Here is a 14,438-nt window from a genome sequence, read left to right on the forward strand (position 1 = left end):
CTGATTTTGCCTTGGAATTTGGATTTGCGCCAGTAGTGAAATTTCAGTATAGTGAAATTCATTCCAGTTTTCATACTGTCTTCATTGTCGATTAACAACTTCGTACAGGAGAGCCGTAACTATGAAAATGTGGCCGGGGCGGCCGTATCCCCTTGGTGCGACCTGGGATGGTCAGGGTGTCAATTTTGCGTTGTTCTCTGAAAATGCGACGAGCGTCGATTTGTGCCTTTTTAGTCATGAATTAGAAGAGCAGGAGACGCATCGGATTCGCATCGAGGAACGTACCGATCAAGTATGGCACGTGTACTTGCCTGAAGCCAGACCTGGGCAATTTTATGGGTATCGTGTGCATGGTCCCTATGCACCAGCGGAAGGTCATCGTTTCAATCCTTCGAAGTTGTTGATTGATCCATATGCCAAGGCATTAACCGGGGTAGTAAAATGGTCGGAGGCCATGTTCGGCTATCGTATTGGCGATGCACGGGAAGATCTGTCGTATGACGAAAAAAATAATGCTGCCAATATTCCCAAGGGAATCGTGATCGACCAGGCGTTTACCTGGAGTGGCGATAGGCTCCTGGATGTCCCATGGGAGCAAACGATTATTTACGAAGTCCATGTGAAGGGGCTGACGATGCGGCACCCCGACGTTCCTGAGCCGCTACGTGGGACGTATGCCGGGTTAGCCACGCCACCCATTATCGAATATTTTCAGTCATTAGGCGTGACGGCCGTGGAACTCCTCCCGATCCATCATTTTGTCAATGATAATTTTCTTCAAGAACGAGGATTGACCAATTATTGGGGCTACAATTCCATCGGGTTTTTTGCTCCTGACATTCGATATTCAGCTTATAAAGATTTAGGCCGTAAGGTGTATGAGTTCAAGACGATGGTCAAAACGCTTCATAGCGCTGGCATCGAAGTCATTTTAGACGTGGTGTATAACCATACGGGTGAAGGCAATCATCTCGGGCCTACGCTCTCATTTCGAGGCATTGATAATGCCTCGTATTACCGGTTGGTTCCCGACACCCCTCGCTATTATATGGATTACACCGGATGTGGCAATACGTTGAATGTCCGGCATCCCCGAACGCTCCAGCTGATTATGGATAGTTTGCGGTACTGGGTGTGCGAGATGCACGTCGATGGCTTTCGATTTGATTTGGCTTCGGCCTTAGCTCGCGAGCTCCATGATGTTGATCGGCTCAGTGCATTTTTTGACATTATTCATCAGGATCCCGTGTTGTCTCAGGTCAAACTCATTGCTGAACCGTGGGACCTTGGTGAGGGTGGATATCAGGTTGGAAATTTCCCACCGGGATGGGCGGAATGGAATGGGAAATATCGTGATGATATCCGGCGATATTGGAAGGGCGATGGTGGCTTACTTGGAGAAATGGCTCATCGATTATCAGGAAGCAGTGATTTGTATGGCGCGAGTGGCCGACAGCCATATGCCAGTATTAATTTTGTGACGGCCCATGATGGATTTACGCTTCATGACCTTGTGTCCTATAACCACAAACATAATGATGCCAATGGAGAAGAGAGTCGTGACGGGTCGGATGATAATCTGAGTTGGAACTGTGGAGTTGAGGGGCCAACAGATGATCTGGCCATTTATGAGTTGCGAGAAAAGCAGAAACGAAATTTTCTCGCCACACTGTTACTGTCGCAGGGTGTGCCGATGATCTGTGGAGGTGATGAACTTGGCCGGACACAAGGCGGGAATAACAATGCGTATTGCCAAGATAATGAAATCAGTTGGTACGATTGGAATTACTTACAATCCGAACAACATTTATATGAATTTACTCAGCTTCTTATCCATTTAAAGAAAACCCATCCAGTGTTTCGACGGAGAAGGTTTTTTCAAGGTCGCCGAATACGGGGATCGGAGGTCAAAGATCTTGCATGGTTTGGCTCGCATGGGAAAGAAATGACGGATGAGGAGTGGGATATGGGGTTTCGAACGATTGGAATTCGTTTAGCTGGCGATGCGATAGGTGAAAAAGACGTTCGAGGCCAGGCGATTGTCGACGACACATTTTTATTATTGTTAAATGCGCATCATGAAGAAGTGGCGTTTACCTTACCCGCTCATAAAAAGGGCGTACGGTGGGAAGTCGTATTCGATACCTCGTTTTCTCTCACTCAGCAGTCACGAAAACGAAGTAAACTCATTAAAGGCGGGTATCCCTATGCGCTCGGTTCACGGACATTTGTTTTGTTGCGGAAACGTTGAGGCGGGAAGATTTCGTCGTTCGTGAAGCGTATGACTTCTTGCTCATCGCACATTCACGAACGACGTATCATGCGTGAGGACTATCCACGTTCTCCAACGAATCGTTTTCCGCGTTCCATTAAATGATCAACGGCATCACGTGCGTCTTCCTTGAACTCAGTGACGCGCTCTCCTGCATCTTCGGCAAAACTTCGAAGTTTTCGACGAGTTCTCGTTCCCGATTGAGGAGCCATGAGGACCCCCATGCCTGTGCCAAGGACGAGACCTGTAATGAACGCGAGTCCTCCAAATACGACATAACGTGTATCGGTATCCATGCGCTAGACTCCCTTCTGACTTGTTGTGAGACCTCCAGTTGGACTCGGGTTTTCTGTGAACGTTCCTTCTTTGTACGTCTTTGCATATTCTATCGGAAATGCTGGTTCTTTACCAATTTCTGATAAATCTTCCAGAATGTGCCGGGGTTCTTCCCAATGACTCCAGCGTATGTGTTCGAGTTCAATCACGGCTAAATTTGGTGTTAATTGTAGGAGGGCCAGAAGCGAGGTATCCCAATATCGTAGGCTTTGGAATGTGTTGTCCAGAACCGTTCGTTCATAGGAGGTGCCGATCGCATCCTGTAACTCATCAAAGATTTTCATCATGTGTGGATGATATTGCCATCCCAGATCCCACAGCACTTCAGGTTTTGCCATGAGAACTGAGGTATTCGAAAGGTAGTGTGTCTGAGTAAATGGGTGTTCCTCTTCATCCATGGGTTCTTGAGGAGGGGGTTTGACGCCATATACGGGAGTTTCATGGATCAATCCCAGTTGCTGGTCAAGGACAACGCTGCACCCGGAAGGTTGATAGTTGGCTCCGGCAGCCTCAAGGATAAAAATGTGATCAGACCATTCTTCCGTTGCCCAAATGGTCCGTTGAACAGTCCGGAGAAACAGATCTTCTGGATAGACGAAATGGTCAGATGGGTAGACGACGACCATCGAATGGGGTGCCTTCACTTGTAAGTAGGTTAATGCCAGAAACAGGCTCACGACCATGCCTTGGTGCCGTGGCTCTGTGATGATAATGCCTGGGACACGACCTCCCAGTTGTGTGCAGGTTTCATGGAGATATGATTTTCCCACAACCGTAATTTTACAACTAGGATGACTGAGTTGGTCGGCGCGATCCCATGTGTGTTGTAGCATGGACCGAGAGCCAACGAACGTGCAAAATGGTGTTGGTTTCTTGTAGCTGAGCCATTGCGTATTGAGGGGTGAAACACAGTGATGGTCGTCTCCAGTAAGAATCACTGACCACAATGGTCGTTCTTGATGTTTCGCGGTAGGCATGATGACTTCCTTTCTAAGAGGGCATACACACAATGTCCCCTTCGTTAGAGAATGAGAGTCACGTCTTTCCTCTCTCGCGTTGGCCGCTCGACATTCACATGGTCGTCAAAGACGAGTTGTGCTCGTCTTTGGCTGATCGAACGGCGATGGCATGGTGTCCTGTCAGCTCATTCCTGTCTTCTGAGCGGACTGAACACGCTAATGTGTCTACACGGCATTAAGACACTCCAATCTCTTCAGTCACGGCTAAACGTAAAGGCCAGCGATGCATGGATTCTTGGAACTTGGATGAATTGAGATAATGGCGGAAAAAAGAATGAAGAAGTAGAAAAGGCAGAACGTCTAAATATGCGGTCAATCGTAGAGGGTTTTTCAGGCAGTGATATATTGACGGTCTAACGGGTGTGTTTTTCGTATGTTCAAGAGGGGGACGGGTTACCATGTGATAATCCTCAATACATCGTAGAGCTTATAAGGATTTCATAAAGAATATGATTCTGCTCCAATGTATGAGAAAGGTCAAGTGTCATTTGGGAAAATCCTATGCCATGTGACTCTGTTTGCTACTCACGCATGATGACAGTGAACCTTCATGCGCTTGGGAGGTCATGTTTCTTGCGGTAAGGATTGGGGTATGGTATCTGAAAATGAATACTTTTCCACTATGGAAACCAACACGTTATCATACACTGGAGACATATATTTCTTTGTGACATTATCAGTGAAGTTACGTGCGTATTATACCTAGTGTAGGCAAAGGCAGACGCGACCGTATGACAGAGCAATTGAGAGAGCGACAACCAGATGTATTTGATTTAGCTGACCGCTATGGGATGGCTTCGGCCTATACGGATGGGGTCGGGTCTGATCGCACGATGACTTCGGAAGGGCTTGCCTTGATGTTAACCTCAATGGGAGTGCCTTCGACGTCGCATGAGTCGATTGAGCAAAGCTTAGAGCACGTTCGGGTTCGAACGTGGAAACAGGTCGTGGATGAAGTACAGGTGATTGAAGATGGTACGCAAAGCCCTGCTCTGGTGCTGTCCCTACCGTTAGAATCGCAGTCGTTGGATGATGTTCGGGTTTCATGGACGATTACAGACGAACATTCCAATGCACAAACATTTTCACGTTCATGTGAGAAATGTCAATTGCTTGAGGAGACCATGATCGATCGAACACGCTATGTGCGTGTATCGCTGCCTCTTCAGGCTTCGTTGTCCTTAGGGTATTACTGGGTCGCTCTTTCAGTCTCAGTGATGGACCAGTCATTGAATGGGAAGACGTTTGTCATCGTTGCGCCTCGTCAGTGCTACACGCCGGACACGCCGTCTCGATGCGTTGGTCTCAGCATACAATTGTACAATGTGCGGACCGCCAAGAATTGGGGAATTGGTGATTTTCGAGACTTGAAAGGATTGCTTCGGTGGTCTGGAAACGAGTTGCACGTATCAACCGTTGGGATTAGCCCTCTTCATGACCCAACCGTTGGTGTAATCAGTCCGTATTCACCATCAAGTCGTCTCTTCTTTAATCCAGTATATCTTGATCTCGAATCGATTTCCGAGTTTCGTTCATCACCTGCCGTGCAACGACGTGTTGCTAGCCGAAACTTTCAACATACGTTACAGCAGTTACGGTCCAGTCAATTGATTCAATATGAACAGGTCAATGCGTTGAAAGCCGAAGTATTGGAACACTTATATCAAACGTTTAAGCAGCAGCATGTGCAACCCCAAACCGCTCGTTTTCGCGCGTTTGAACAATACCGTCGTCGGCAAGGCTCGTACCTTGAGCAGTACAGCCTCTTTCAAGTGTTGTCTGAACATTTCCACACTTCCGCGTGGCGTCAGTGGCCGGAAGCCTATCACACGCCTCATTCACCACATGTCCAAACGTTCTTGCACACATGCGCAGATCAGATTCAAAAGGTTCAGTACGTGCAGTGGCAGTGCGAGCAGCAGCTGATGGGGCTTGACCGAACGGCAAAGCGTCTCAATCTCGCGTTTCGAATGTATCATGATTTACCTGTCGGGGTGCATCCTGATGGTGCGGATGCCTGGATGTTTCAAGATGAGTTTGCCTCAGGCATTACACTGGGGGCACCACCAGACTCTATCAATCTTCAAGGGCAAAATTGGGGGCTGATGGCTCCGGTTCCATGGCATATGCGTACAGCGGGCTATCGCCTTTTTATTGAAACGCTGCGTCGCAATATGCAATTTGGCGGTATGTTACGGATTGATCATGCACTTGGTCTGTTTCGACTGTTCGTGATTCCAGAGGGACAAACAGGAGAAGGTGGAACATATGTACAAACATACGTTGATGAAGTCCTGGCCATTTTGGCCTTAGAAAGCGTACGGAATCAGGTGATGGTGATTGGTGAAGATCTTGGGACTGTCACTCCGGAAATACGTGCGCGTTTAACCAAGTCTGGAATCCTTTCCTATCGGCTTATGCCGTTTGAACAGGAGTCAACGGGAAAATTTCGTGATCCCAAACACTATCCTCACCAGGCAATGGTGTCGTTCACGACACATGATCTTCCAACATTCATCGGGTACTGGTCTGGGCGTGACATTGAAGTGAAAGCACGTGCTGGTCTCTATGCGACTGAGCTGCAAATGGAACAGGATTGCGAGGCACGCATGAGAGATCGGGTGGGCTTTCTTGAAGCCTTGGTGCATGAGCACATTCTTCCCAAAGAGGCTCTGTCGTCTTTTCCACTCGAGGCTCCGTATGCGTTTGTGCAAGCTGCGTATACATACCTTGCTCGAACCCCTTGTCGAATCTTAATGATCCCTCTAGAAGATCTCCTGGGAGAGTTTGAAGCGCCGAATTTGCCGGGAGCGAGAAGTGAGGCCTATCCGTCATGGCAACTGAGGTTGACGCCATCGTTTGAATCCTTTCGAAGACGTGCATGCATCCGGTCGTTTATGCAGGCCATTTATCCGTATCGTAATCATGACAGCGTATGACGAGTACAGGCATTTGTCGTTCATGATTGTTGATCATGGGCATTCAGTGATTGGCAATCGACTTGTGGTATGGTGGCCGTAGGATGCTTGAGGCACCTCTAAAAATCGTCCCTTTCCGCGATGGCGGCGTCAGCCGCGTGCTCAAATCCTCATGTATACCTCTATACACTGCGGTTTTGCGCGCGCCGCTTCCTTGCCCTCACGAAAAAATCCTGGTTTTTAGAGGTACCCTTGAGTCGTGACGTTGTGTCGATCTTGCGTATGAATGGATAGTGCTGTGCTATTGCTGAGCTTGTCGATGCCGTTGCTTGCGACTCTTATGGAGGGCATGCCAAGATGGTAGGGGTTTCTCCCTGGATTTGGAGGGTCGATATGCAATCGTTTTTGCTTGACCCTACAGCGTTTTTCACGTTCACGATAACGTATGTTCACATTCTTGAGATTTTCAAGGGCAAGCATGACTGATTGGGCCGAACGTATCACACAATCCTTTGCGACCAGTGTCTCGGATGTTCTGTCTTTTCTCCCCACTATTTTAGAAGCCATCTTGCTGTTGGTGCTTGGCTTTCTGTTAGCCAAGTTCGTGGGATCCGTTGCCACACGATTGTTTCAATTTTTGGGTCTTGATCGGCTCCTGGGGCGGACGACGATTCAAACCATGTTGGAACGTTCAGGGACGAAAAAACACATGTCCGAGCTCTTGGGTATTACGGGGTTCTGGCTAATTTTCCTGTTATTTTTGATCTCCGCGTCTAAGACTGTTGGGTTGGGCATCGTGTCCGAAGCGTTAACCAGTTTGGCCTACTACATTCCAAAGGTTGGGATTGCCATTCTGATTTTGGTGCTGGGATTGATGGCCACCAACTTTGTTCGTGAGTTGATCCTCCTTGCCTGTAGTTCCGCTGGCATTGTGCAAGGGGCGATTGTGGCGCAGGCATTTTATGTCGCCGGCATTCTTCTCGTGGTGGTGACAGCGATTAGTGAATTGGGAATTGATACGAGCTTACTCAACAATACGATTACGTTGATCGTCGCCGGGTTGATTGCCGGTGCCGCGTTGTCGTTTGGTCTGGGGTCTCGAGCTGCCGTCTCCAATTTGATTGCCGCTCATTACCTCCAGTCGGTGGTGCGCGTCGGGCTTCATGTCCGTATGGGAGCGATTTACGGTACGGTAGTCGCAATGACGCCGGTCTCTGTCGTATTGGAAACTGAAGATGGCCGAGTTGTGATTCCTGCCTCTCAGTTCAATGAAACGACGGCTATCATTTCGAGGCCGGAAGGGTAAGTCGACTATGGAGCCTGAAGATCGTTTGACCTTAGGGTATGTTCGATCTCATCCGCTTGAAGCTGCACGTCGGTTAGAAGCGATGAAATCCGATGAGTCGGCGGCACTTCTGGCGCCGTTGCCAGCGGAGGATGTGGCGTCTGTCTTAGAACATTGCTTGCCGGGTCCAGCGTCAAAAGTGTTAGCGAATCTCACCTTACGAATGACGTGTCATGTTATTACGGAACTCTCTACTTCTTCAGCCATTGGCGTACTTCGTCAATTTGACGATTCCCTCCGTCTTGACTTGTTAGATCGGTTGGAAAAAGCTATTGGTGCAAGTCTGCGTCGAGCGATGCGTTACCCGCCACATACGGCTGCCAATTTGGCGGATCCTCGAGTATTTACGTTACCACCGGATGTCACGGTCGATGAGGCGTTGGTGCGCACGAAACAAGATGTACGGCATGCAACCTATTATGTCTACGTGATTGATCGTGATACGAAGCTCGAAGGGCTGGTGACGCTTAAACAGTTACTGGCGAACGAGTCCGATCATTTAATTGCCTCGATGATGACCACTAAAGTGGTGACGCTCTCTGCGGAAGCGAGTATTGATGAAATTCTACAGCATCCACAGTGGGAACGATTTCATACGTTGCCGGTCGTCGATCGATGGGGAACGTTCTTAGGCGCTCTGCGCTATCGTACGCTTCGAGGTATTGAGCAGGAACACGTGTATAACCCTGACCCTGGTCCGCTTAGCCAGGCCTTGATCCAATTGTGGGAAGTCTATTCGTTAGCTGGGATTGGCATAATGACGGATATGGTCAAAACGATGGGCCCACCCAACGAGGAAAAGACACATGCATCAGCCACGTATCCAAAGGATCGGCGTTGATGTCACATCAAGTCATTCATGAAGCGTTTTTTACGGACCATCACGAAGAAGCTGCGCAAATACTCGAAACCTTTGAGGTTCCCGATATTCTCCGCTTGTTGCAAGCAACGAGTGGAAAGAATTCCGCCAATCTTCTTTCATGCTTAAGCCCGCCGCTCGCCGCAGAAATTTTGTCCGCCATGCCGAGTGATCTTCTGTCGAAAACCTTATCTGAGTTATCCCCGGCGATTGCTGCTTCCTTGCTGCATCGTGTGGATGAAGACTTGCAAATCGCTCTTCTCAGTCGCATTGCGTCAAAAACGGCCAATGAAATCCGTGCGCATATGGAATATCCTTCTGAGAGTGTTGGGAGCTTGATGGATACTTCGGCGTTTGTCCTGCCAGAAGATTTCACGGTGGAAGACGCTATTGTCCAAATTCGTAGAAAAGCTTCAAAAGACCTGCATGATTTGTATATCATTGACCGGAGTCGCACGCTTGTCGGGAAATTGTCACTGCGCGATCTTCTGTTGGTATCTCCCGACGAACGTCTGCAATCAGTGATGCATCGGGATTTGCCTGCGATCCATCCGCTTGAAAGCCGTGAGCAAATTGTTGAACTGTTTAGTGAGCGGCACCTGTTTACGATTCCAGTCGTTGATCTTGATGGTGCGTTGTTAGGCGTGATTCGAAATGAAGACATCGTCAAGGCTAGTCAGGAAGATGCCACGGCTGATTTACAGACTATGGTGGGGGCGAGTAAAGATGAACGCGCGCTTTCCCCGGCATGGTTTTCCGTGCGAAAACGATTGCCATGGCTCCAGATCAATTTATTTACGGCATTTCTAGCAGCGTTTGTGGTTGGAATGTTCGAAGAGACCATCGCCAAAGTGACGGCACTGGCCGTGCTCTTACCCGTTGTGGCTGGGCAGTCGGGAAATACCGGAGCGCAATCGTTGGCTGTCGTGATGCGTGGTTTAGCATTACGTGATATCCGACCGTCGCAATGGCTAACCGTTAGCGGAAAGGAAGTGTATGTCTCATTTCTCAACAGTGTGGCAATTGCATTGACGGCGTGTGTGGCGGTTGCACTCTGGAGTCGCTCGGTTGGTCTTACCCTTGTTATTGGTGTGTCGATGATCGTCTCCATGGTGATTGCCGGTTTGTCCGGCGCGATTATTCCTCTGACGTTAAAAGCATTTAAGCAGGATCCCGCACAATCGTCTTCTATTGTTCTCACGACCATTACGGACATCGTGGGGTTTTTTAGTTTTCTTGGCCTCGCGACTGTTTTTTCCACATTCTTCGAGTTTTAAGTTCCCCGCATCAATCCAATGCAGCAATCCCATTTCCACTTCGTAGGGGTTGTCTGCCCTCTGATCTATAGCAAGACCAAATAACTTCCAGCCGAATTTACATCATATATACAGCGCAAAAACACACGTCGTACAGACGGAAGTGTATTGGAACGGCTATAAAGCCGTTTTACGCGAAAAGTTAACATTCATTTTCCATTAGAATTTAAGGATTTCGTGTTCTCAGCCCTTTCTGGTACGTCTGTGGAGTTGCCATCGAACTGTTGGGGAAAACATTCTGGACTATAAGCTGTTGCCTGTGGCTTACACGGTGCGATACTATCTTGGCCTTCATCATTATCACCACAGGAGGCCTTATGGAAAAGTCGGTCGTGAATCGAGCGGAAACCCGAGTTCCTTTTGATCGTGATATCGAGCGTTTACGGGCCCAATTGACTGCCCTGAAAGGTTATTTGCGAACTGAACCATCTTCCGAGGAATTATTAGAGTTTGATGCGCAGACCGTCGACCTCATTAGTGATATTTTAGGAAGTTCCTCTCCAATGATCGAAGGGTATGAGTATGCCACTGTGGGAGAGGCGGCTGGTTTGATGAATTGGCCTGATGAAGCGCCAGAAGGGATGACGCATGAGTCAGAGCGAGAAAATATTCGACAGCGGTTACGAATCATAGAAAGTTGCGTGGCGGATTTGGAGGCTCGTCGAGCTGCAGCCACGCAAGGGGCTCGAAAAAAACGTGCGACTGGTCCTCGCGTCGCAGAATATATGTCAAAATCGATTCGGGCCATTCCCATGGAGGCCACGCTGAAAGAGGCGGGTCAATCGTTTACTGACTTGAAAATTGGATCATTGCTTGTTCAGGGTGGCGATGAATTTGTTGGATACATTACTGAGACTGAACTCACGCAAGAGGTTGTTGCCGGAGGCGTGGATGCCACCACGACAACGGTCAAAACCTGTATGCGCGAGCCGGTTATTACAATTGAGAGCAGTGATGCGATCGTGGAAGCTGTTCGGATAATGAAAGAGAAGGCCACGCGTCATTTGGCCGTAACCGAGAATGATCGAATTATTGGTGTTGTGTCGGTCTCTGATGTCTTGCGGTACTATTCCGGAGTGAGTTGAGCCTGAAGGTTAAAAGTCTAAAATTCATCGACAACACGTAAAGTTTCCTACTTTACATTTTAGACTTTTAACTTTGCGTTGAATCAAACGGCATTATTCCATGCCTTCGTAGGCGGCGTGCGGTTTTCCAAATGCGAGTCGCCACCAGACGGGTATAAGCCCAATTCCTGTCATCAAGAGACAGGCTCTCCATCCTGTCTCCCAAGGAAACCACGAAGGACTTGGGCTGTGAGCGAGAAACGATCCCACGCCTGTCAGCATGCAAAATATGGAGAAGGCAGAAAGAGCTGTTGTCAAAAGGGCTTTCCAGAGTCGTGTTTGCGTTTCCTGTGGTGAGATTCCGCATTTCTCGACAATCGGCCCCCAAAAACCTGGGGGGCGAGCTCTACGATAAAATTCCTGTAAGTGAGCCTGACTTTCTGGTGGCGTGAGCAGTGCGGTGAAAACACTCACAAGGGTTGCTCCGAGTGCCATAATTATGATGCGTTGGGCTTCGTCGGTATCACCTCTATTCCAGAGCAACAGCGGAGCAAGTCCCATAGAGGTGGCAATGCTGGCAAGTTCTCCCCATGCATTCATGCGCCACCAAATCCAACGAAGAATTAAGGTTGTTCCGATACCAGCTCCTAAAAGGAGACTCATCTGCCAAGCTGTCTGAATTGACGTGAGGGTTGGAACGATCAACAGCGCAATTGTGAGTATGAGAAGATTGGCTGCGCGGGCAACCCAGACGAGAGAACGGTCGGAAGGGGTTTGCTTGAACCACAATGGACAGAGAAACCGTTTGTAAATGTCATTGGTCCAATATGACGATCCCCAATTCAAATGTGTGTCAATGGTGGACGCGAGGGCGGCGAGCATACCGACCAGCATGAGTCCACGCAGGCCATGTGGCAATAATTCTGCAATACCTTGTACATATGTGAATTCTCTTTCCGCTGTATAGTTGGCGTCGATGATTCCTGGTGCTGGAGGAAAGAGTAAGAGGAGTCCCAAGCCTAATGGAATCCAAATCAGGCTTCGGACTACTACTTGCGAAATGGTAAAGATTACGGCGGCGCGTTTTGCATCATGGTCACTCCTGCATGCCATGGATCGTTGTGCCAAATAGCCGGACCCATCGGCATTCATTTGAAAGAGCCACTGCAATCCATAGACGAGCAAGATCGCAACGGATATGTCCTTGGCTTCCATCGGTGTGAAGGCGACGAGTTGCGTGAACGTCAAATCGCTTGGCCCGATGGGGGTGTACATAGTCATGAGTTGTTCGTGGAGCGAATGGAGTCCTCCAACATGGTCAAGCACATATCCTGCGAAGATGACGCTGGCGAGGATGGCAACGATGAATTGCACGACATCGGTGGCTACGACACTTCGCAGGCCACCTGTCGTGGAATAGAGAAGTGTGACGAGGATGACGATCCCAATCGACAGAAGATTATTTGTGGAGAGAATCCAGAGGTTACCCGATTGGGATGCCGCAATGGTAAACGGCACGCCAATCCATTGAACCAAGTCTAGGAGTGGATGATAGAGAACGTGTGGGAGCCACTCATTCCAATGGAGAAACGGTTCGGCCAGCCTTGTCGCAGCCAGGAGAACCATGGCAAGGACCGTACAATTAATAACGGTGCCGAAATAGATCGCTTTGATGCCTCGAAGGATCGGAGCGGCTTGGCTGCCATAGCGAATTTCAGTCAGTTCCGCGTCGGTCAAGACTCCGACTCGACGCCAACTTGGTGCAAGGAGAAACCCCAATAGCAAAAACGCCAATGCATAGATCCAGATTCTCCAGAGAGAAAAGATTCCGGCGGTGGCGATGAGGCCAGTTACCAACAATGGTGTGTCTGCGGCAAATTGTGTGGCAGCCATGCTCATGCCGGCCTGCCATCCCTGTAAGGTGCGTCCTGCAAGAAAGTATTCTTCAAGATTTTTCGATGCAATGGCGCGGGATCGAAGCCCGTTCACCAGAGCGTAGGCAATAAACACGAGAAGAATGCTGGCATCAAGTACATTCATGGCAGCAAGCGCAATGAGGCCGTTTCACACTGTGTGTCGAGGGTTTTTGAGGTTATTCTCACGCGAGTCATCATAATTTGCACTTTGGAGGAATGGTATGAGAAAACATCCTGTGGCGCAAATCTCTAGAGTTCAATTTTTAGGAAACGGAAGTCTCAATTACACGTGGATACACTTATTCAAATAGTATTAGTCGTAAGTTTTTTGATTCATAGTGTGCTCAAGAATCTTGTGATCGGTGGAATTCCCATTTTGATGATGACGTACTATCGTGGGACGTCAGGAAATGGCGCACGCTATTACGTGGCGCTGGCGAAGGGCATGTGTCAATTAGCTCCAAAGATATTCGGTCTTGCTGTAGCGTTTGGTATTGTCCTGTGGGGAAGTGTTTGGCTTCAGTATGATTGGACGCTGTCACCGTTGCTCGGGTCAGTGACCGTCGGGTGGATTGTCTTGGTGATTCTTCTGCTTGTTGGGTTCTGGGGGGTTATGAGTGTGTCACGCAATTATCAAGGGGATTCAGGGAATCAGTGGGCACTTGGGAGTCTTGTCATTTTGTGTATGGTGGGCATTACGGGGTTGTTTGTCTCTTCGCATATTGGCATGTTCGATTTTCTTCGCAGCGCAGAGACTCTGTTCACTGATCAGGCGCGTGTTGGACGTGGGGCTACGATCTGGCCACGGTTTTTCCATTCAATGTTCAGCGGGATTGCCATAACCGGAATGGCGCTCACAATCTATGGAAGTCTTCGCCCACAATGTCGAGAAGATTATCAGGTTGACCCGGCTCCTTATGATACGAGGTTGGTCAGGTATGGCGTGGGTTGGGTGCTTGGGGGCACGGTCCCTCAAGTGGTCGTGGGGCCATGGTTCCTCTTAGCATTGCCGTCTGATGTACGGTTTCATTTGGTCGATGGAACAAGTGTGGTCTCTTTAATCTTTTTTGTCAGTTTGACCCTGACCTTACTGTCATTGGTGTTACTCAATTCGTCGCTCATGATTCCGCAAAAGCGCGGATTAGTGTGGGGTGGTGTAGGCAGCTTGATTGTGACGATGGTGTGCATGGTTCTCATTCGAGAAGAAGTTAGAAAAATATGGATGACGTTGAATGGAGAGCCAACACATCTTGGTGAGCTCTCGTGGCTCGTGGTGAGCAGTGTCATGGGGATAATGGGTGTGGGGTTGTATCTTGGTGGTCGATATGTCACATTATCTCACAGTCGTACACTGATATCTTAATATTCTCGGTATCGTGCCGAGTTATAAGGC

The 14,438-nt window shown here is 48.8% G+C and carries 10 protein-coding genes; 7 read left to right on the forward strand and 3 right to left on the reverse strand.

The window, feature by feature from the left end; translation table 11 throughout:
• The first annotated feature begins 121 nt into the window (after positions 1–121).
• Positions 122–2,251, forward strand: coding sequence for a glycogen debranching protein GlgX (gene glgX / locus ACWHX8_RS06530; RefSeq protein ID WP_447971152.1), 2,130 nt, complete (start codon positions 122–124; stop codon positions 2,249–2,251).
• Positions 2,252–2,331: 80 nt separating this feature from the next.
• Here the strand turns inward: glgX and ACWHX8_RS06535 are convergent, their stop codons facing one another.
• Both ACWHX8_RS06535 and ACWHX8_RS06540 read right to left on the reverse strand, forming a co-directional pair.
• The gene (locus ACWHX8_RS06535) at positions 2,332–2,568 is read right to left on the reverse strand and encodes a YtxH domain-containing protein (RefSeq protein ID WP_447971153.1); all 237 of its coding nucleotides are present in this window, start codon (positions 2,566–2,568) and stop codon (positions 2,332–2,334) included.
• A 3-nt stretch (positions 2,569–2,571) separates the two neighbouring features.
• Positions 2,572–3,585, reverse strand: coding sequence for a hypothetical protein (locus tag ACWHX8_RS06540; RefSeq protein ID WP_447971154.1), 1,014 nt, complete (start codon positions 3,583–3,585; stop codon positions 2,572–2,574).
• Positions 3,586–4,358: 773 nt separating this feature from the next.
• Here ACWHX8_RS06540 and malQ point away from each other — a divergent pair.
• The 5 genes from malQ (at position 4,359) to ACWHX8_RS06565 (ending at position 11,150) form a co-directional block, all read left to right on the forward strand.
• Positions 4,359–6,566: a 4-alpha-glucanotransferase gene (gene malQ, locus ACWHX8_RS06545; RefSeq protein WP_447971155.1), complete on the forward strand. Its 2,208-nt coding sequence runs from the start codon at positions 4,359–4,361 to the stop codon at positions 6,564–6,566.
• 457 nt (positions 6,567–7,023) lie between these two features.
• Positions 7,024–7,851 carry a mechanosensitive ion channel family protein gene (locus tag ACWHX8_RS06550; protein WP_447971156.1) on the forward strand — a complete coding sequence of 276 codons (828 nt, stop codon included), beginning with the start codon at positions 7,024–7,026 and terminating at the stop codon, positions 7,849–7,851.
• 7 nt (positions 7,852–7,858) lie between these two features.
• On the forward strand, positions 7,859–8,731 hold the full coding sequence (locus tag ACWHX8_RS06555; protein ID WP_447971157.1) for a magnesium transporter MgtE N-terminal domain-containing protein: 873 nt from the start codon (positions 7,859–7,861) through the stop codon (positions 8,729–8,731).
• Positions 8,731–10,026, forward strand: a complete 1,296-nt coding sequence (mgtE, locus tag ACWHX8_RS06560; protein WP_447971158.1) for a magnesium transporter — start codon at positions 8,731–8,733, stop codon at positions 10,024–10,026. The genes ACWHX8_RS06555 and mgtE overlap by 1 nt, the downstream gene beginning before the upstream one ends.
• A 356-nt stretch (positions 10,027–10,382) precedes the next feature.
• Positions 10,383–11,150 (forward strand): CBS domain-containing protein, encoded by a 768-nt coding sequence (locus tag ACWHX8_RS06565; RefSeq protein ID WP_447971159.1) that lies wholly within the window; start codon positions 10,383–10,385, stop codon positions 11,148–11,150.
• 93 nt (positions 11,151–11,243) lie between these two features.
• Here the strand turns inward: ACWHX8_RS06565 and ACWHX8_RS06570 are convergent, their stop codons facing one another.
• Positions 11,244–13,169, reverse strand: coding sequence for a sodium:solute symporter family protein (locus tag ACWHX8_RS06570; RefSeq protein ID WP_447971160.1), 1,926 nt, complete (start codon positions 13,167–13,169; stop codon positions 11,244–11,246).
• Positions 13,170–13,334: 165 nt separating this feature from the next.
• On the opposite strand from ACWHX8_RS06570, the gene ACWHX8_RS06575 reads away from it, so the two are divergent.
• Positions 13,335–14,408, forward strand: coding sequence for a hypothetical protein (locus tag ACWHX8_RS06575; RefSeq protein ID WP_447971161.1), 1,074 nt, complete (start codon positions 13,335–13,337; stop codon positions 14,406–14,408).
• Positions 14,409–14,438: the final 30 nt, after the last annotated feature.

It is taken from the genome of Nitrospira sp. M1, from assembly GCF_965152605.1.

Excerpts from the sequence above, each read along its gene's own strand:
- glgX (WP_447971152.1), top strand. The coding sequence starts at position 122 with ATGAAAATGTGGCCGGGGCGGCCGTATCCCCTTGGTGCGACCTGGGAT.
- ACWHX8_RS06535 (WP_447971153.1), bottom strand. The coding sequence starts at position 2,568 with ATGGATACCGATACACGTTATGTCGTATTTGGAGGACTCGCGTTCATT.
- ACWHX8_RS06540 (WP_447971154.1), bottom strand. The coding sequence starts at position 3,585 with ATGCCTACCGCGAAACATCAAGAACGACCATTGTGGTCAGTGATTCTT.
- malQ (WP_447971155.1), top strand. The coding sequence starts at position 4,359 with ATGACAGAGCAATTGAGAGAGCGACAACCAGATGTATTTGATTTAGCT.
- ACWHX8_RS06550 (WP_447971156.1), top strand. The coding sequence starts at position 7,024 with ATGACTGATTGGGCCGAACGTATCACACAATCCTTTGCGACCAGTGTC.
- ACWHX8_RS06555 (WP_447971157.1), top strand. The coding sequence starts at position 7,859 with ATGGAGCCTGAAGATCGTTTGACCTTAGGGTATGTTCGATCTCATCCG.
- mgtE (WP_447971158.1), top strand. The coding sequence starts at position 8,731 with ATGTCACATCAAGTCATTCATGAAGCGTTTTTTACGGACCATCACGAA.
- ACWHX8_RS06565 (WP_447971159.1), top strand. The coding sequence starts at position 10,383 with ATGGAAAAGTCGGTCGTGAATCGAGCGGAAACCCGAGTTCCTTTTGAT.
- ACWHX8_RS06570 (WP_447971160.1), bottom strand. The coding sequence starts at position 13,169 with ATGAATGTACTTGATGCCAGCATTCTTCTCGTGTTTATTGCCTACGCT.